The sequence below is a fragment of the Thioalkalivibrio sp. ALJ1 genome, from assembly GCF_000745395.1.
Taxonomy (GTDB): domain Bacteria; phylum Pseudomonadota; class Gammaproteobacteria; order Ectothiorhodospirales; family Ectothiorhodospiraceae; genus Thioalkalivibrio.
In genome coordinates this window covers 1,816,462-1,833,607 of the sequence record NZ_KN050684.1, presented here as the reverse complement: position 1 = coordinate 1,833,607, position 17,146 = coordinate 1,816,462, and the positions used below count along the sequence as shown (strand labels likewise).

At 64.4% G+C, this 17,146-nt stretch carries 20 protein-coding genes; 14 read left to right on the top strand and 6 right to left on the bottom strand.

All coding sequences use genetic code 11. The features are described 5' to 3' along the window. The first annotated feature begins 123 nt into the window (after positions 1 to 123). Positions 124 to 867, top strand: coding sequence for a class I SAM-dependent methyltransferase (locus F462_RS11020; protein ID WP_038054101.1), 744 nt, complete (start codon positions 124 to 126; stop codon positions 865 to 867). Between the two features lie 120 nt (positions 868 to 987). Next, entirely contained in the window at positions 988 to 1,311 is a 324-nt protein-coding gene (locus F462_RS11015) for a hypothetical protein (protein ID WP_018140789.1), read from the top strand. A 45-nt stretch (positions 1,312 to 1,356) separates the two neighbouring features. On the opposite strand, the gene F462_RS11010 is transcribed toward F462_RS11015, so the two are convergent. After that, complete coding sequence (locus F462_RS11010; protein ID WP_038054099.1) at positions 1,357 to 2,796, bottom strand: sensor domain-containing diguanylate cyclase; 1,440 nt, start codon at positions 2,794 to 2,796, stop codon at positions 1,357 to 1,359. Between the two features lie 165 nt (positions 2,797 to 2,961). On the opposite strand from F462_RS11010, the gene F462_RS11005 reads away from it, so the two are divergent. Both F462_RS11005 and F462_RS11000 read left to right on the top strand, forming a co-directional pair. Beyond that, on the top strand, positions 2,962 to 3,954 hold the full coding sequence (locus tag F462_RS11005) for an MDR family oxidoreductase (RefSeq protein WP_018140787.1): 993 nt from the start codon (positions 2,962 to 2,964) through the stop codon (positions 3,952 to 3,954). Positions 3,955 to 4,016: 62 nt separating this feature from the next. Beyond that, entirely contained in the window at positions 4,017 to 4,367 is a 351-nt protein-coding gene (locus tag F462_RS11000; RefSeq protein WP_038054096.1) for a hypothetical protein, read from the top strand. Between the two features lie 14 nt (positions 4,368 to 4,381). Here the strand turns inward: F462_RS11000 and trxC are convergent, their stop codons facing one another. From trxC to F462_RS10990, 3 genes are all read right to left on the bottom strand, one after another. After that, a complete protein-coding gene (trxC, locus tag F462_RS10995; protein ID WP_018140785.1) occupies positions 4,382 to 4,816 on the bottom strand; it encodes a thioredoxin TrxC in 435 nt (144 codons plus the stop codon). Positions 4,817 to 4,917: 101 nt separating this feature from the next. Beyond that, complete coding sequence (locus F462_RS13675) at positions 4,918 to 5,082, bottom strand: cupin-like domain-containing protein (protein WP_244270869.1); 165 nt, start codon at positions 5,080 to 5,082, stop codon at positions 4,918 to 4,920. Further along, positions 5,079 to 5,657, bottom strand: a complete 579-nt coding sequence (locus F462_RS10990) for a hypothetical protein (RefSeq protein WP_026181527.1) — start codon at positions 5,655 to 5,657, stop codon at positions 5,079 to 5,081. Before F462_RS10990 ends, F462_RS13675 begins: the two co-directional genes overlap by 4 nt. 149 nt (positions 5,658 to 5,806) lie before the next feature. Between F462_RS10990 and F462_RS10985 the strand changes: the two genes are divergently transcribed. Both F462_RS10985 and F462_RS10980 read left to right on the top strand, forming a co-directional pair. After that, on the top strand, positions 5,807 to 6,718 hold the full coding sequence (locus F462_RS10985) for a patatin-like phospholipase family protein (RefSeq protein WP_018140782.1): 912 nt from the start codon (positions 5,807 to 5,809) through the stop codon (positions 6,716 to 6,718). A gap of 84 nt (positions 6,719 to 6,802) precedes the next feature. Continuing rightward, on the top strand, positions 6,803 to 7,759 hold the full coding sequence (locus F462_RS10980; protein WP_208854139.1) for a pentapeptide repeat-containing protein: 957 nt from the start codon (positions 6,803 to 6,805) through the stop codon (positions 7,757 to 7,759). On the opposite strand, the gene F462_RS13670 is transcribed toward F462_RS10980, so the two are convergent. Continuing rightward, positions 7,756 to 7,962, bottom strand: coding sequence for a hypothetical protein (locus tag F462_RS13670; protein ID WP_156100408.1), 207 nt, complete (start codon positions 7,960 to 7,962; stop codon positions 7,756 to 7,758). The genes F462_RS10980 and F462_RS13670 overlap by 4 nt on opposite strands. Before the next feature lie 134 nt (positions 7,963 to 8,096). Here F462_RS13670 and F462_RS10975 point away from each other — a divergent pair, with 134 nt between their 5' ends. From F462_RS10975 to F462_RS10955, 5 genes are all read left to right on the top strand, one after another. Next, positions 8,097 to 9,653 carry an EAL domain-containing protein gene (locus F462_RS10975; protein WP_038054093.1) on the top strand — a complete coding sequence of 519 codons (1,557 nt, stop codon included), beginning with the start codon at positions 8,097 to 8,099 and terminating at the stop codon, positions 9,651 to 9,653. A gap of 7 nt (positions 9,654 to 9,660) precedes the next feature. Beyond that, positions 9,661 to 10,389 (top strand): hypothetical protein, encoded by a 729-nt coding sequence (locus F462_RS10970; protein ID WP_038054092.1) that lies wholly within the window; start codon positions 9,661 to 9,663, stop codon positions 10,387 to 10,389. Positions 10,390 to 10,668: 279 nt separating this feature from the next. After that, positions 10,669 to 11,073 carry a hypothetical protein gene (locus F462_RS10965; RefSeq protein WP_018140777.1) on the top strand — a complete coding sequence of 135 codons (405 nt, stop codon included), beginning with the start codon at positions 10,669 to 10,671 and terminating at the stop codon, positions 11,071 to 11,073. 236 nt (positions 11,074 to 11,309) lie between these two features. Next, positions 11,310 to 11,591: an MliC family protein gene (locus F462_RS10960; RefSeq protein ID WP_026181525.1), complete on the top strand. Its 282-nt coding sequence runs from the start codon at positions 11,310 to 11,312 to the stop codon at positions 11,589 to 11,591. Beyond that, a complete protein-coding gene (locus tag F462_RS10955) occupies positions 11,591 to 12,649 on the top strand; it encodes a phosphotransferase (protein ID WP_038054090.1) in 1,059 nt (352 codons plus the stop codon). Before F462_RS10960 ends, F462_RS10955 begins: the two co-directional genes overlap by 1 nt. 149 nt (positions 12,650 to 12,798) lie before the next feature. On the opposite strand, the gene F462_RS10950 is transcribed toward F462_RS10955, so the two are convergent. Then, entirely contained in the window at positions 12,799 to 13,692 is an 894-nt protein-coding gene (locus F462_RS10950) for a hypothetical protein (protein ID WP_038054087.1), read from the bottom strand. A gap of 99 nt (positions 13,693 to 13,791) precedes the next feature. Here F462_RS10950 and F462_RS10945 point away from each other — a divergent pair, with 99 nt between their 5' ends. The 3 genes from F462_RS10945 to F462_RS10935 all read left to right on the top strand — a co-directional run bounded on the left by F462_RS10945 (position 13,792) and on the right by F462_RS10935 (position 17,132). Then, positions 13,792 to 15,084: a methyl-accepting chemotaxis protein gene (locus tag F462_RS10945; RefSeq protein ID WP_038054084.1), complete on the top strand. Its 1,293-nt coding sequence runs from the start codon at positions 13,792 to 13,794 to the stop codon at positions 15,082 to 15,084. Positions 15,085 to 15,272: 188 nt separating this feature from the next. Then, complete coding sequence (gene msrA / locus F462_RS10940) at positions 15,273 to 15,890, top strand: peptide-methionine (S)-S-oxide reductase MsrA (protein ID WP_038054081.1); 618 nt, start codon at positions 15,273 to 15,275, stop codon at positions 15,888 to 15,890. A 129-nt stretch (positions 15,891 to 16,019) separates the two neighbouring features. After that, positions 16,020 to 17,132, top strand: a complete 1,113-nt coding sequence (locus tag F462_RS10935; protein ID WP_038054079.1) for a flagellin — start codon at positions 16,020 to 16,022, stop codon at positions 17,130 to 17,132. Positions 17,133 to 17,146 lie beyond the last annotated feature (14 nt).

Genomic DNA, 17,146 nt, shown 5'->3' with positions numbered 1-17,146 from the left:
TCCACTCAGTCCGCGCGAAAAACGCGAACGGCGTCGCGCGAACAGTCCAGCACTGGCCAGACATCCTGTGGCCCCCGAACAGCTTCGTTACACTGCTCAGGTACATACAAGATTGAGTTCCATGTGATCCACGATCCCGCCTCGCGCGAAAAGCCAGACGTCGGTGACATCAACCAGCGCTTCTACGACAGCCTGTGGACCGATGCGCGTCTGGTTGGCCCGGATCGCTTCAATACCTGGGATCTCGTCTCGGGTTTAGCGGACTCACATGCCCGGCGCCTGGAGGTTGGACCAGGAATGCGTCCACGGCTGCCGATCGCCAATACCCATTTTGTGGACATCAGCCGTCCGGCCCTGTCGGCGCTTAAGCGCGAAGGCGGAGTGACCCGAACGGCCCCTATCTCGGCCCTTCCCTACGCCGATGACAGCTTTGACCTGATCTGCGCCCTGGACATCGTCGAGCATGTCGAAGACGACGAGGCGGCCCTGTCCGAACTCTCCCGCGTCGCGGCACCGGGAGCCACCATCCTCCTGTCGACTCCGCTGCATCCGGAATACTGGACGCCCTTCGACGAGATCGTGGGACACTACCGGCGTTACGAGCCGGAGGCGCTCATCGCCTTGCTGGACCGCCACCACCTGCAGATTGAACACAGCGCAATCTTTGGCATGAAGCCGCGATCTTCGTGGATCAACGACCTGGGCATGTGGTTCATGAGGCGCCACCGCAACGTCGCCATGAAGGTCTACAATCGTTTTCTGATGCCCCTCGGCCTGCGCCTGCAAAAGCCCCTGGAACTCAACCCCGGAATGGTCCCCACCAACGGGGTAGAAGAGATCTTCATGGTGTGCCGAAGAACCGCTTGATCCCCGCCCAACCGCAGGGCGTGCAGGACCCGCAAAACCCCGCACGCCGCCCGGACAGCTTGATCGAAACCCCGGTCCGGGCGTACTGTCGTATCAAGAAAGCTCTGAAAGAGAACATCGATGCTCCAACTGCTTCGTTCCCGTTCCACCTATAGCGACCAGCGTTTCCAGTTTTCCCTGCTGGTTCTGGCCACCGGCATCGTGCTGACCCTGCAGAATCCGCAAGCGCAAGAGTCGGCCGCCGAGCTGTTCTCCAAGGTGGAATTCCCGAACCTGGCTCAGGTGCAGGACATGCGCCCACAGTTGCCGCCGCCCTGGATGGAGGGTGACCAACTGGTCAGCGAGGACAGCGAATCGGCACCCGTCGTGACCCTGCTGGAACGTGGGGACGGCCGTTCCGCCGATCTCCGCGAACGCCCAACTCGGGCCACTGGCGAGGAATAGCGTCCGCGCACCCGCCGCCTGATCGCGGAGCGCGGAGGCGTTCCTCTACACCCTCTCCGCGCAAACGCGGTTACGGCCCTCGCGCTTGGCGCGGTAGAGCAATTGATCCGCTCGCTCCAGTATCTCCAACGGCTCGACTTCCCCCATCCCCGCGATCGCACAAACGCCGAGACTGACCGTGACCGTATAGAACTCATTGTCCGGATGGGCCAGCTTCAACGCCTCGACCTCGGCACGTACACCTTCTGCCACCGCCACCGCCCCATCCAGGGACGTATCCGGAAGGATACAGACGAATTCCTCGCCCCCGTAGCGCGCCACCAGGTCCGTGGGACGATGCGCCGCGCTCCGTAACACCTCGGCCACGCGACGCAGACACTCGTCACCGCGCTGATGCCCAAAGCGGTCGTTGTAGGGTTTGAAATGGTCGATATCGATCATCAACAGTGCGAGCCGCACCTCCCGGCGCGATCGGCATTCGCGCTCCAATACGGCATCGAGCTCCCGCCGGTTGGCCAGGCCCGTCAGCCCATCCACCCGGGCCTGGCGCGCAAGCTCCAACTCCGCCTGCTTGCGTGCGAACGTCCCGGCAATAATGTCGGCGACCACTTGCAAAGCCGCAATCTGCTCCGGGCTCCACTCACGGCGTTGGGCCACCGAATCGAACCCGAGAAAACCGAAGGCGTTCTGGTCACTGATCAGCGGAATCAATAGCAGCGACTCGATCCCCTGTCGCCGGAACTCGGCTTGCTCCACGGCCGCGACCTCGGGCAGCGAGTTCACGTCAGGCACATGCACGGTGCGCCGCTTGCGGATCTGGCGGGTCACCCAGCCATGCGCCTCCATGGGGATGTCCTGCATGTCGTCCAGAAACGGCGTAACCCCTGGGGCACACCATTCGTTCACCAGATCCATTGCCTGTAGATCCGGCCGGAAGCGCACCACGTAGGCCCGCCCTACCCGAAAGAACTCACCCAGCCGGTGCAGCGCGTCCGCTACCGCGGAATCCACCTCGTTCGCCTCCAGATCCGCGAACTGTGCGGAGATAGCCGACACCAATGCCTGTAGCTGATACTGCTGTTCCGCGCGCACTTCCAGTTGCTTGCGCTGGGTGATGTCCTCGCCAATCGCGCTCGCCCCGAGCAGGGCACCGTCGATATCGAAAAACTGCTGTGAATGCCAGGACAGCGTGCGTTTCTCGCCGCTGCGTGTACGAATGACCGACTCCAAACCCGCCACGGACCGACCTTCCTGAATGATGGCCTGCACCTCGACCATGAGCGCCGCGCGATAGTCGGCATCCGGGTAGAGCCAGTCCCAGACCCCCTTATGGCCGACCACCTCCTCGCGACTGTATCCACTGATGCGCTCGGCGGTTCGATTCCACAGGGTAATGCGCCCTTCGGTATCCAGGGTATTCACCCAGACCGGGGCATGTTCAATGATCAAGGAATGAAAATGAGTGGGGCGCTGCTGTTCCGCCATAGCCGTCCTCGCAAAGGGAACCGATGAACTCGGGCCGCGCGCCCGCCAGCGGCGACACCGAATCCCTTCTGTGCATCTCCGACCTGACCCCAAGGTAGCAACTTTCGCCCCTGAATGCCCCCGTCTGATAGGCTTTTCAGCCTCATCTGAACAAGGCCCACCCGCATGTCCGAAACCTTCAAGGCGCTGCTACTGGAACAGGGCAGCCCCCAACCTGAGGCCCAGGTTCGGGATCTCGCGATCGAAGACCTGCCCGCGGGCGATGTCCTGGTTCAGGTTCACTACTCCGGCCTCAACTACAAAGACGGCATGATCCTGCAGGGATTGGGCAACCTGGTCCGTGATTACCCCCATGTGCCGGGGATCGACCTCGCCGGGACCGTGCTCGAATCCGAAGACCCGAGGTATCAACCGGGCGACCCGGTGGTCCTGACCGGCTACCGCGTCGGCGAGACACACTGGGGCGGCTATGCCCAACGGGCCCGTGTCCAGGGCGACTGGCTGGTGCCGCAACCGGAGGGCTACAGCGCACGCCAAGCCATGGCAGTCGGCACCGCCGGTTTCACCGCCATGCTGGCGATCCAGGCCCTGGAAGATCGCGGCCTGCAGCCAGACGACGGGGAAATCCTGGTCACCGGTGCCTCCGGCGGGGTTGGCAGCATTGCCGTCCGCCTCCTGGCGCGGCTGGGCTACCGCGTTACTGCCGTCACCGGGCGCTCGGAAAACACCGATTATCTACAGGCGCTGGGGGCCCACACAGTGCTCCCGCGCGACGAACTGGCGGCCGCTCCGGACAAACCATTGCTGCGCGAACGTTGGGTGGGTTGCATCGACAGTGTCGGCGGCGACACGCTGGCCCACGTCCTGGCCACCCTGGCCTACGGCCGCTCGGTGGCCGCCTGCGGCCTGGCCGGTGGCCCGCAACTCCAGACCACAGTCCTGCCGTTCTTGCTGCGCGGGATCAATCTGCTGGGAATCGATTCCGTGATGTGCCCCGCCCCGCGGCGCCGCGCAGCCTGGAGCCGCCTGGCGCAGCTGCTCCCCGGAGCCGACCTCGATGCCCTCACCACTGAGATTTCCCTGGACGACCTGCCGCACTACGGCGAGCGGATCCTAAAGGGCCAAGTCCGCGGCCGCACGGTCGTCCGACTGGACTAGGGAGACGCTGATTGAATCGCACGTGAACCGGCTATGCTCGGCATATTACTCTGGAGACGCTCGTGAACGAACTCGCAACCCGCCTGAAACAGATCCGAGACCGCCTGGCTGACCTGGAGAGCATGGCCCGCGCGGATCAAACGGAGTCCGCCCATCGCCTGACTGCTGAACTCACCCGAGACCTGAATCAGGCGATGGAAGAAGCGGCCGCGTCCGGCGAGACCCCGAACCCATCAGCCCCCGCAGAACCGCGAGCACCCCGCGACCCGGTCGAGAAATGCCCGCGCTGCACCCTGCGCAGTTTCACCTTCCAGGAAGGCACCATCCGCGAACTCGCCAACGATCCGGGCCATTTCGAGGCGCAATACCACTGCATGAGCTGTGGCCACGAGGCCTGGCGACGCATGAGCTGAAACCCCGGCCCGGGCTATAACCGGCCGCGCACCCAGCGTACGATATCCGCCGCCCCCATCGCACCCGCCTGACGCCCTGCCTCGTGCCCACCGCGAAACAGTGCGAGGGTCGGAATGCTGCGGATCCCGAAATGCTGGCCCAGCCCCGGCTCGGCCTCGGTGTTCACCTTGGCCAGGCGCAGCATCGGCTCCAGATCACTCGCAGCCTGGCGAAACTGCGGGGCCATCATCTTGCAGGGGCCGCACCAGGGCGCCCAGAAATCCACCAGCAGCGGGATGTCGTTACGCTCAAGGTGGCGGCGGAAATTTGCTGTGGTCAATTCCAGCGGCTCGCCTGTAAAAAGGCGCCGATGACACTGCCCGCACTTCGGGCCCGCATCCAGACGGGCCGCAGGGATGCGATTGACCGCATCACAGTGCGGGCAGACAACATGCAGGGCGTCACTCACGGCAGCACCTCCGTTCCAGCCAGAAGAAAACCGACCCTATCCCCTGATCTTACGCCGAGAAGACCGCATCAATGCGAACGCGCAATTCAATCCGCGTCTCCCTAGGTGTGATCTCTCAATAGGTTGTCCACCGTACAGCGCGCCCGCGCCGGCCAATGGCGGGTCAGTTCTTCTAGGTTCACGGGCTGCGCCGTTGCCTCGTACTGCCTCAGGAACGCACCCGGTTCGACCGGCCCGACCCGCGCGACAGGCATGGTCTCGATCATGCCCCGTCCTGCAGACTACGGGCGCGACCGAACCGAGACAGCAGCCAGCTGGCCAAACGATGGGTGACCCACCACACCCCCGCACAAAACGCCATGACCACCATCAGCCAGGCAACCGGGTGCATCCAGGCCTGTTCCTGGCCGCCAGGGCCAAGCACCCAGTTCACGTTGCGCTCGGGCGTCGCCAACACGAAGGTCAGCAACAAGACCCCCAGGCCCAGCACCACCATATAGCGCCAGGCCTTTGGGTCGTAGCCTAGCCGCCACACCAGCCAGATCAGCACAAACGGCAGCGGCAGGTGATAGAGCGACAACAGGCGTACGAACAGGGGAATCTCCGGGTTGAACATGTAATGCACAATCCCCAGCGGCGCCCAGCCCCAGATCACCATGCTCAACATAAAGTCCAGGACCCAGCCGAGTTCCAGTAGCACCACGGCCACCAGCATCATGCTCGCAATCCGGCGGCTCTCCAGCCAGACCGCCAGCAGCCCACCCAATAACGCCACGTTGGAGAACCACAGAAAGTTAAGCCAGCCGTGTTCCAGCGCGTACACCGGCACCAACACGACCACAAAGGCGAGATAGGCCCATTTGAAGCCTCGCGGAATCGCAACCCCGGAGCCTTCTGGACCAAGCCTCTCTTGTCGCTCCATCACTTGCTCCCCGGCGGATTCAGGCTCACGGTAGACCCATCGCGTGTTGCGCAAAAGGACACTATCCCATGAGATTCGCGTCCGTTGTGTTGCTGGCCTGTAGCCTGTTGGTCACGCCCACCATCGCGACAGCCGATGAGCGCAATCCGCTACCGCACGAAATCGGGCTGGCGCTCGGATCCGGTGGCGCAACTGGGCTTGCCCATATCGCCATGCTCCGAGTCTTTGACGATCTGGACATCCAGCCCGACCGCATCGTCGGAAGCAGCATCGGGACCGTGATCGGCGGTCTCTACGCCGCCGGGCTGAGCGCCAACGAAATCCTGGATATATTCGATGACTTCGCCGGATCCGAACTGAACGCCCTGACGGGATTGGCGCGCTCTGACATCCGACTCCTGGACCTGATCCCTTTGCGGCTGGGGCGCAATGCCCTGATGGATTCCGGCGAGTTCCTGCGCTTGCTCGCGGCGCATACCGACGCCCGCGACTTTGGTGACCTGGGAATCCCTTTTGCGGTCGTTGCCACTGACCTCCACACCGGTGAAAGTGTGGTGATCGACGAAGGCAACCTGTTCCAAGCGATCGAGGCCAGCATGGCGGTACCGGGCCTATTCGAACCGGTTCGGGGCGACGATGGCCGTTACCTGATCGATGGCGGGGCGTCCAACCCACTCCCCTACAACCTGCTCCAAAACGGCCATGATTACGTCATCGCCGTCGACGTGTCCGGAACGGGCGCACACAACGATACCGCGTCCCTCGGCATCACCGACATCCTGTTCAAGAGCTTCAGCATCATGCAGAGCTCCATTATCCGGCACATGATCAGACTGGACCCACCCGATCTGTACCTGGCGCCGGACACCGGCACGATTCGCCTGCTCCATTTCAACCGCATTGATGAAATCATGGCGAACGCCGAGCCCGCAGCCGAAGAGCTGCGTGCGGCACTCACCGCTTTGCGAGACACGAACTAGTCCACGTTCCCTTGCGCCGATCTGCCCTATACTCCGGGCATCCGCCAGCAAGGACGCGGCGGCACCATCCAGCGCGTGGACTCCGTGAGCAGCGACCCCCCGGATACCCAGCATGAACCCAACACCCCGCCACCGGAATCCGGCGAGGGGCGTTACGAACTGTGGTACACCCACCGTGACGGGCAGGTGTGCGGCCCCTACCCGCAGCGTCAGATCGGTCGCTTCCTGATCCTTGGGCGCCTCCACCCCCGGGACCAAGTCAGCCTCGACCGCGAGACCTGGTGGCGCATAGACCAGCGCCCGCACCTGATCCCCGAAGAGCTCCAGAACGCGCACACGCCCGAAGGACGCGAGCGCCTGGAACAGGCCCGCCTGCGGGAAGACGAACGGCTCCGCGAGCGCCGCCACGACGACCCACCCGCACAGACCGGCGAGCGTCGCAAGGGCGATCGGCGCTGTCCCGAGTCACCGGAAGCCCTGGTACACCGCCAGCAATGGCTCGAAATTCTGCAGCGCCCCCTCCCCCCCTGGAGTCAGTGGATGCACGGCCCGCGTCCCTGGATCGCAGGGGCGGCCAGCGTGGTGATTGCACTCGCGGTGCTGATCGGTTTTGCCTTGCAGTTCGAACAGGACCCAGGCCCCGACTGCGACCAGCCCGCCGCACCGGGCGTGAACTGGAACTACTGCGACAAGGCCGGGGCCGACCTGCGCGAAGCCGACCTGCGCGGGGCCTCGCTCCACAATACCCGCCTGGCCGGGGCCCGCCTGCACGAAGCACGGCTGACCGATGCCGACCTGCGCTTCGCCGACCTCACCCTGGCGGCCCTGGACCGAGCAGAGCTCGGTGCAGCGAACCTGACGGGTGCCGACCTGATCAACGCCCGACTAACCGGTGCCAACCTCGAAAATGCCAATCTTGAACACGCCAATCTGACCGGCGCAGATCTTGCCGGCGCTCGATTGGACGGGGCGCACCTGGGTCGTAGCATCTGGATTGATGGGCGTTTCTGCGCCCGCAACTCCATCGGTTCCTGCGACTAGTCCTCGCGCCCCTGAACACCCTGGACCGGGCCCAGCTCGATCCTGAGGTCGCCGGCGACCTCGACCCAGTAGGGCTCTGCCTCGCAGGAACAACAATCACAGGCCGCGGTCACGCCCTCGTGCATGCTGAGGCGACTATGGAGCGGTTCAGCCGCTGGATCCAATGGTTTCCCGGGCGGTCGCTGCTCCAAACGTGCGTTCATGGGACACCCCCAAGAGATCAGGCCTCATCCCAAGCATAGACCGGCCAGCGCGCGGCACGAATGCTTCGGGCCTAAGCCGGTATCCACCCAACCGCATGTTAATATCCAAATGTTTCGCTTCTTCCACGGCCACCATGATCACCCGACGCGACAAGGTCCTGATCTCGATCTCCGCAGCGGCACTGCTGGGAATCCTGCTGCCGCTTACGGCATTGGGGTGGTTCCTGTGGCAGGAATCCGTCGTCGCCGAAGAGAAACGCCTCGCCGACCTGTCTCAGCGATTGGGGGAGCAGACCGAAACGGCCTTAGTCGATGCCCACGAGTTGCTGGACCACCTGAATCAACTGGGGCTCGAACCCTGCTCTCCCGAGCACCTTGAACAGTTGCAGGACGCGGCGATGGCCCGCCCCCACGTGCGCGCCATCGGCTATTGGCGAGCCGCCGAACGGGAGTGCGGCGCCGGGTTCGTGCAGGGCGATGCCCTGACCCCACCGCGCGCCAGCCGCATCTATGACACCGGGGTGATTGCCTGGTGGCCCAGTGCGGACACGGCCGTGGGGGGTGTGGAGCTGTTCCTGATGCGGTTTGGCCAGCACGATGTCGCCATCGACCCGCGCCTGCTGATGAGTCCCGGCCTGCTGGACTCGCAGCAGGTTGGACTGTGGGTGGAGGGGCTTCCGATGAGCCGCCACCCTCACGATGCCGAGCTGCCATCACTCGACGACGCGAACCCAGGCCTTTCCGTCGATCGTTCGCAGAGCCGTATCGTCAGCCGTTTCTCGCTAGGGACTTTATTCCCGATTGATGTTATCGCCGTACAGCCGCTGGCGGCCTTCTGGGACCGCTACCTCCCGACGCTGGTCGTCGCCGGCGTGTTCGGCCTGCTACTGGTCATCCTGTGGTTGCTCCTGGTTCTACACTACCTACGTCGCCACCTGAGCCTGTCCAGCGAACTGCGCGAGGCCATCGCGCAGGACCGGCTTAGCGTGGAATACCAACCTATCGTGGACCTCGCCGACGGCCGTTGTCGGGGTGCCGAGGCCCTTGCTCGCTGGCACCGCGAGGGCGACGAAACGATCCAGCCGGATGTCTTCATTCCCCTCGCCGAGGACACCGGCCAGGCCACCGATCTTACCCTGGCGATCCTGCGGGCGATCCTGCGCGACCAGGCCGGCACCCTTCGCGATCACCCCGAGCTGTCGATCAACCTGAACATCACCGGTCAGGACCTCGCCTCTGATCGCTTCGGCAATGCGATGCGCACGGCATTGCGCGAGGCCCGCATTGAACCGTACTCCATCAAGCTGGAGCTAACCGAGCGCTCGCTCCTGAATAGCGACGAGGTGCGCACACGCCTGCGCGAGTTACGCCGCCGCGGCCACCGGATCGCGGTCGACGACTTTGGAACGGGATACTCCAGCCTTGCCTACCTCGAGCGCTTCGAACTGGATACACTGAAGATCGATAAATCCTTTTCCGATGCCATTGCCCACGAGGCAGTCACCAGCCAGGTCATCGGGCATATTATCGAGATGGCGCGCTCCCTCGATCTGCACATCGTGGCCGAGGGCGTCGAATCGGCCCACCAGGTGGATTGGCTGCGTAAACAGGGCGTCGACGGGGGTCAGGGCTACCACTTCAGTCGCCCCCTGTCGGCCGAGGCCTTCAGCACCTGGTGTCAACAACACTGAGGAGAGCATGACCCCAGCCAGAGTATCCCGGACCGCAGCACGCAACCTGGCCGCCGCCCTGTTGCTGACGATGACGGCTAGCGGCTGTGCCCTGTTGCCAGTCGGGTCGGAGGAGGTCGACGAACCTGCGGCCCCCGAACCCCAAGCGTCCGCCCCCCCCGCGTCTCCGGCGGAAACCGAGGCTACCCCCAGCGCCAGCCCGGAAGCCGACCCCGACCCGCCCGCCGAACTCGACGAGGATCTGCAAATCGCCCGTACGGAGACTGCCGAGAGCGAACGCCAGACTGCCCTGCGCACAAGCGGCCACGAGACCCTGGAACCCGACCGCCTCGGCTACTACATGGATGTGCTCGGAGCCCGACTGCGCCAGGAACTCGCGGGCCAGGACGTCGCAATTCACCATCAGGATCCCGGCATCCGCGTGCAACTCTCGGCCGACGCCACTCCGGAAGATCACGAGCGCACTCTGGACACCATCGGCCGGGTACTCGACGAGTTTCGTGCCAGCCTGATCACCGTGATTGCCCATGACAACGCATTGGGTGCGTCAGAATCTGATCCCCAGAGGTCGGAGGACGACGCCCTCGCCGCCGGTCGCCGACTGGAGCAAACCGGCGTGGCCCCTGAGCGCCTGGTGCTCCGTGTAAACGACTCGGAGTCCCATACCGTCGACACCGACACTACGACGACATCCCCGCGCATCGAGCTGCGAATTCAGCCCCTGGCTGCGGGTTGAGGCTTCCCCTCCAACCTTTCGCCCTTTCCAAGAATGCCCCGTAGGCGATGGTAAAGGATTGTCACGCCATGAGCGCAGATTTGCCTACATTGGCCACTCGATTGAGGCGCTGCTCGGCCGGACCAGCATTGATGACTGGGTGGAACGCATGCCCCCGGAAGACCGCGATTCCGTGACCTGCCCCGATTCTTGCCGGATACGGAATGTCACGAGCTGGAAAATCCCGCCCGTTCGGACCAGACTCAGACGATCTGCACACCCTTAGGGGTATAGACAGACATGACCAGCCTGCACGACCCCACTCGGGAGCCCGCCCTCTACTACCTCCTTGGACTGGTCCTGCCACCCGTCGGTGCCTACCGCTACGGCGCCGCCGCTCACAGTTGTGCGGCGCCGATCGCCATCGTCTGGGCCACCGCGCTCGCCTCCATCACCTACGCCCTGGTGACCGGGCTGCCCGAAGCTTCCGACTACGGAGGCTTCCCACTCGCAATCGGCCTGTTCCTCTGGGCATTCGCCTCGCTGTGGACCTTTCTCGTAGTGCGCAACGTGCAGACCGACCGATCAATCACCGACCCTGCGGAACACGACCGGCAACTACGCCGGCAATACGATGACCACGATCCACTGAACGACTCCGAATCGGATCTCGAAGGCTCACCTGACGACCGCAGTAGCCACTAAGTCCACCCGTATTTCCCGAAACTTCCAGCCCTATGTGCCAGACTCTGGGCGTGCCTCGCGGATCCAAAACCCTTTTGGCGCCGTCTTTCGCCGAGGTCCAGAACCCGGCCTTGATGGCCAAAATGACGGGCGCGAGTATCAGGCACCACGACATCCACAGGACCGGCATCATCCGGTACGGCCATATCAGCTCGGGAGCACACGTGCGCGCACAAATAATGATGATCGCCGGGGTCATGCTGGCAGCCGGCTGCAGCGCACTGCCACGCGGGGATGACACCCCGCGCGAGGTCGCCTACGTCTGCGCGTACGGGCCGGAACTCACCGCAACCTTCGAAGGCGAGCAGGCGATACTGGCCTTCAACGGTGCCCGCGCCCGGCTGCAGGCCACCGAGACCGCCTACGGCGGGCGCTACGCCAACCCGACTGACGACATCGTGTTCTGGACCCGCGACGATGCGGCCATGCTCGAGATGGTGGGTGTGTTCTGGAGCTGTCGCGCCCTGCCCGATCGGTGATGACGGACGCCGCGAACCGTTTCGTGTTGCAGTCCACAGGGGCCCGCAGCGCAGTCCGTGACCACGTGATCCAGACGCTCTGGAGCGGGTATGGCGAGATCGTCCGCTACCGCCTCGAAGGGGCCAAACGGCCGACCGTGATCCTCAAGCACATCGTCTTCCCGGACGAGCTGGACCACCCTCGCGGCTGGAGCAACGACCGCTCGCATCAGCGCAAGGTCCACTCCTACCAGGTCGAAATGGCCTGGTACCGCGACTGGGCCGGCCAGTGCGCCGCCAGTAGCCGCGTACCCGAGTGTCTGGCCGCGGCCACCCACGGTGATGAGCACCTGATCCTGCTCGAAGACCTGGACGCCAGCGGCTTCCCGTTGCGCAAGGACCACCTGACCCGTGTCGAAACGAGACTTTGTCTCGACTGGCTCGCACGCTTCCACGCGCGCTTCATGGGGGTCAACCCCGAGGGCCTGTGGCCCGAAGGGAGCTACTGGCACCTGGCAACCCGCCCGGACGAATGGGCCGCGATCGAGGACGCCACGATCCGCGAAACCGCGGCCGCGCTCGACGCCGCTCTGACCGGCGCTCGCTACCGCTCGCTGGTGCACGGCGATGCCAAGGTCGCCAACTTCTGTTTTGCACCGGAAGGCAATGCCGTCGCGGCGGTCGATTTCCAGTACGTCGGGGGCGGCTGCGGCATGCGCGACGTGGCCTACTTCCTCGGGAGCTGCCTGGACGAACACGAACAGGAGACCTGGGAGCCCGGGCTGCTGGACGGCTACTTCACCACCCTGCGCCAGGCCTTGCGCGAGCGTCATGACATCGGGAATGTTGAGGCGATCGAACGCGAGTGGCGCAGCCTGTTTCCCATCGCCCAGGCCGACTTCTACCGCTTCCTGGTCGGCTGGATGCCCGATCACTGGAAGATTCACGACTACAGCCGCCGCACGGCCCTCGCGACCGTGCGGCGCTTTCAGGCGTCCGGATCGTTCGATGATGCCTCGTCGGGACCAGGGTCCGGATCGGGTATGGACTCGAGGTCTTCCGCTACCTCTCGCCAATAAGGCTCGGCCGAGCAGCTCCCCCAGTCACAGCCATCACCCCCAGACCGCGTCCGGTCCGGGCCATCCTGCAGATCGGCAGCATGCTGGGGTTCCGTCGGTTTGTTTTCAGCTTCGCTCATCGCGTAGCGATTATGGCATGCACCCTGCCCTCAGGGGGCCTCGGGATGCGCCGCGGCGGGTGCGGCTGTGCCCGAAAACTCCGGGCCGCGAACGTCACGGGCCTCCCAGCCGCGATCCGCATCGCGACCGGTCACCCACCATTCGTGCACGAAAAGGCGTAGCGGCCCGCGCACCCGTTCCTCGAAGCGCGTGGGCAGGGTGAAACCCGCGATCTCGTCATACTCGAGGAAGGTGGTGTCGACGTGCGCCCCCTGCGTGGGACCAAAGCCGTTCAGGGTGATATGCACGCGATACAGCAGGTCGGTCTCCGGGTCGATCCACATCACCACCTGGTCCGACTCGGCCTCACCAAACCCCGGTTCGATCGTGGCCAGCAAACGACGATATTCCATACCGCCCTCACGCTGGTTCGGCAGCCGCGCCATGGCCGTAGCGCGATGCTTCACGAAACTGGGTCCGTAGTGGAAGAGCTCCCCCGCATCGGTGGTCATCGCACTCGCCCGGATTTTCTCGCGGTCGTCGCTGCGCTCACCGTCGTAGTACACCCGGAAGTCACCGTCGCCGCGAATCACGGTCTTGGTGCCCTCGGGACCGGTGTAATGAATCGCGTACAGGCCGTCCGCGGGACGATAGCGCTCCTCGCCCTGACCGCGGTACCCACCATCTGCAACCAACGGCTGGATACGCTGGATCATGCGCCCCCACTCGCCATCGGTTGCCTGGTTCAGATCACCCTCGTACTCGCGCAGGTCACCGCCGTGCGCCGCGAGTGTTTGTTGAAAAAGGGTCTGTGCGCTGAAGCCATCTTCTACGGGCCGGTCTGCATCGGCCTTCGGGAAAGTTCCGCCGCACCCGGCCATCAGGGCCGAGAGTGCCAACCCCAGCACCGTGATCCACCCCCCTTGCCTGATTCGCTTGATCATCACCTGGCTCCCTGAATAAAATTTCTGTACTTTACTTGTACAAGTACTGTACATTCATTGCAACGGCGAGTGCCGTATCCCTTGTCCAAGGAGCTCGTCATGTCATCCATTTCTGCCCTCCCCCCAACCACCGAAGCCTATACCCCTGTGCTCGAGGCCATCCGCGAGGCCGTTGCGTACATTGAATTCACCCCACGCGGCCAGATCCTCGAGGCCAACGATCTGTTCCTCAAGACTGTAGGGCATGCACGCGAGGCGGTCCTTGGCCAGCACCACAGGATGTTCTGCAGTCCCGAGTACGCCCGCTCCATGCCGTACCGCGACTTCTGGCGCCGCTTGGCGACCGGGGAGCCCCAGTCCGGTACCTTCCCGCGAGTGACGCATGACGGCGAAACCTTATGGCTGGAGGCCACCTATTTCCCGGTACGTAATGCTCAGGGGCAGGTGGAGAAGATCGCCAAGATCGCCTACGACGTCACCGAGAAACAGGAGCAGCTACGCGACCAGGCCGCGGTCTTCACCGCCCTGGATCGGTCCATGGCGGTCATCGAATTCACCCCGGGGGGCGAGATCCTCAAGGCCAACGACAACTTCCTCGAGGCGGTTGGCTACCGCCGCGAAGAGATTCAGGGCCAACACCATCGCCTCTTCTGCGACGACGCCTTTTATCGCGAACATCCGGATTTCTGGGAACGCCTGGCACGCGGCCGTTTCGTGAGCGGCAAGTTCCGACGCCTCAAGGCCAGCGGCGAGGAGCTGTGGCTAGAGGCCACCTACAACCCGATCCTCGACCCGCAGGGCCGGGTTGAGAAGGTCATCAAGTTCGCGACCGACATCACTGCCAGCGTGCATACGGCGCAGCGTACCCGAGAGGCCTCGTCTGTCGCCCACGACATGGCCCGGAAGACCGCGGAAAGCGCCCACAATGGCGAAGAGTCGCTGCGGCTGAACGCCCAACACACCGACCAGATCCGCACCGAAGTCCGCGCGGCCCAGGACGCGGTCGAGCGCCTGAACGCCGAGGCGCGCGACATCGAATCCATCATCGAGACCATCCGCACCGTGGCCGAGACCACCCGGATGCTGTCGCTTAACGCCGCGATCGAGGCGGCGCGCGCGGGCGAGCAGGGACGCGGCTTTGCCGTGGTCGCCCAAGAGGTGCGCAGGCTCGCCGCCAACACCCGTGAAGCCACAACCCGTATCGCCGAGGTACTCAACGGCAACCTGGACCGTACCCGCGAAATCGCCGCGCGCATCGACACCGTTCGCAGCGTCGCCGAACAGGCCGGCACGCAGGTGAAGGCCGTCCAGGACATCGTTAACGAGATCCGCGAAGGCGCGAATCTCGTGGTGGAATCCGTCTCCTCAATCCCTCACGATACGCGCACGTAAGGTTAGCCCTTTTTACTCGTCACTCACCGGCGCCGCTGTAATCCAGACTGTGCAAGGGGGCACCACCCGCGAAAGACTCTCGGCCCCACACGACAGTGCGCGCTCCTGACCGTCAACGGATGGGAGCATGGGCACCTTTTATCCGAGTCCTAGTCCGACAGGCTATAGCGCATCCTTCGATAAACCCCATGCCCATCAGTCGTACATTTTGGTTTGCCACACTCGTGCTGCTCGCATTGACCGCCCCGGTCCAGGCAGAAGAGCCCGCACAAGCGGTGCTGGCGGGTGGCTGCTTCTGGTCCATGCAGCCGCCCTTTGACGGGCGCGATGGAATCCTCGAGACCGAACTGGGGTATACAGGAGGCCACACCCTCAACCCTTCCTATTGGCAAGTCGTGACCGGAAAGACCGGCCACGTCGAGGCCTTACGCATCGTCTACGACCCGTCACGTATCGACTACGCCGAGATCCTGGATATCTTCTGGCGCAGCATCGACCCGACGGATGCCCATGGGCAGTTCTGTGATCGCGGCGCTCACTACCGGACCGCCATCTTTGCGCAGGATGCCGAGCAGCGGGCGATTGCCGTGGCCTCACGCGACACACTCGACCGCTCGGAGCGGTTTGACCTGCCGGTCGCCACCCAAATCCTCGGCGCGAAGCCCTTCTACCGGGCCGAAGATGTGCACCAGGACTACTACCGGAAGCACCCGGAACGCTATGCCGACTATGTGGCGCAGTGCGGCCGCGAGGAACGCCTGCACGCGCTCTGGGGCCCGCCGAACGAGCCTCCACGCGAGCGTTAACCCCCATCACCCGCGCGCTAAAGTTCGCCTCAAATCGGCCGTTAACCAACTGTACTCGGAGAGTTCCGGCTACAGTTCCCGGCGGCGTGGCACCGGGGTAGGCCGCGGTCGCGGGCTGCGAGGGTCCTGGTGATCAACACGAATCTCCTGTCGCTGAATGCACAGCGCAACCTGCGCCTTTCTCAGGGCGCCTTGCAGCAGGCATTGCAACGCCTGGCCTCCGGCCGCCGGATCAACTCGGCGCGCGACGACGCCGCAGGGCTTGCGATCAGCGAACGCTTCACCACCCAGATTCGCGGCCTCAATCAGGCCATGCGCAATGCGCAGGATGGCATCGCATTGGCGCGCACCGCCGAAGGCGCACTCGGGTCGATGGGCGGCAACCTCCAGCGCATACGCGAGCTGGCCCTGCAAGCCGCTAACGGGACCCTGTCGCCCTCCGACCGCCAAGCCCTGAATCAGGAGGCCCGGCAGCTTCTCGCCGAGACGAACCGGGTCGCTACGCAGACCACATTCAACGGACGCTCCCTACTGGACGGTAGCGCGCCCACCGCGTTTTTCCAGATCGGCGCCAACGCCGGGCAAACCCTTGCCGTGGACCTGGGCAGCGGCATGCGCACCCAGGACCTTGGCGCAGTCGCCTCCGCCCGGACCGAGGATCTCACCAGCCTGTTCGAAACGGGACCCGTCACCGTCGACGGCGACTTCCGCATTCAGATCGGTGACGCCAACGAGATCGCGGTACCCGACGGCGAGTACCACTCGGTACAGGAACTGGCAACGGCCGTGAACCGGGTACTCGCGTCCCCGAGCCGGGGCTTTGCGACCCAGGACGGGCGCCTGGAGATCACGGCGCAGGAAGCAATCACCATCAGCGGCGATGCGGCGCTCAACACGCTCAACCTCTCAGCTACGCACACCGTGGGCGGAAACCTCACCACCATCGAGCTGAGCACGGCCCCAGGAGCCACCGATGCTCTCGCCCGCCTGGACCGGGCCATGGATCAGATCAATGCTCGGCGCAGCCAGCTCGGTGCGGTCCAGAACCGCTTCGAGTCGACCATCGACAACCTCGGCATCAGCAGCGAGAACCTCTCGGCCGCCCGCAGCCGCATCCTGGACACCGATTACGCCACCGAGGTAGCCGCCCTGATTCGCGCCCAGATCCTGCAACAGGCCGGCATCGCCGTCCTCGCCCAGGCCAACCTCGCCCCACAGACCCTCTTGCGGCTGCTCACCTGAACCGCCATCACGGT

Coding starts and splice junctions, on each gene's coding strand:
- F462_RS10985 (WP_018140782.1), top strand. CDS start 5,807: ATGAGATTCGCGTCCGTTGTGTTGCTGGCCTGTAGCCTGTTGGTCACG.
- F462_RS13670 (WP_156100408.1), bottom strand. CDS start 7,962: ATGAACGCACGTTTGGAGCAGCGACCGCCCGGGAAACCATTGGATCCA.
- F462_RS13675 (WP_244270869.1), bottom strand. CDS start 5,082: ATGATCGAGACCATGCCTGTCGCGCGGGTCGGGCCGGTCGAACCGGGT.
- F462_RS10955 (WP_038054090.1), top strand. CDS start 11,591: ATGACGGACGCCGCGAACCGTTTCGTGTTGCAGTCCACAGGGGCCCGC.
- F462_RS10975 (WP_038054093.1), top strand. CDS start 8,097: ATGATCACCCGACGCGACAAGGTCCTGATCTCGATCTCCGCAGCGGCA.
- F462_RS11015 (WP_018140789.1), top strand. CDS start 988: ATGCTCCAACTGCTTCGTTCCCGTTCCACCTATAGCGACCAGCGTTTC.
- F462_RS10945 (WP_038054084.1), top strand. CDS start 13,792: ATGTCATCCATTTCTGCCCTCCCCCCAACCACCGAAGCCTATACCCCT.
- F462_RS10970 (WP_038054092.1), top strand. CDS start 9,661: ATGACCCCAGCCAGAGTATCCCGGACCGCAGCACGCAACCTGGCCGCC.
- F462_RS11005 (WP_018140787.1), top strand. CDS start 2,962: ATGTCCGAAACCTTCAAGGCGCTGCTACTGGAACAGGGCAGCCCCCAA.
- F462_RS10965 (WP_018140777.1), top strand. CDS start 10,669: ATGACCAGCCTGCACGACCCCACTCGGGAGCCCGCCCTCTACTACCTC.
- msrA (WP_038054081.1), top strand. CDS start 15,273: ATGCCCATCAGTCGTACATTTTGGTTTGCCACACTCGTGCTGCTCGCA.
- F462_RS11010 (WP_038054099.1), bottom strand. CDS start 2,796: ATGGCGGAACAGCAGCGCCCCACTCATTTTCATTCCTTGATCATTGAA.
- F462_RS10960 (WP_026181525.1), top strand. CDS start 11,310: ATGCTGGCAGCCGGCTGCAGCGCACTGCCACGCGGGGATGACACCCCG.
- F462_RS10950 (WP_038054087.1), bottom strand. CDS start 13,692: ATGATCAAGCGAATCAGGCAAGGGGGGTGGATCACGGTGCTGGGGTTG.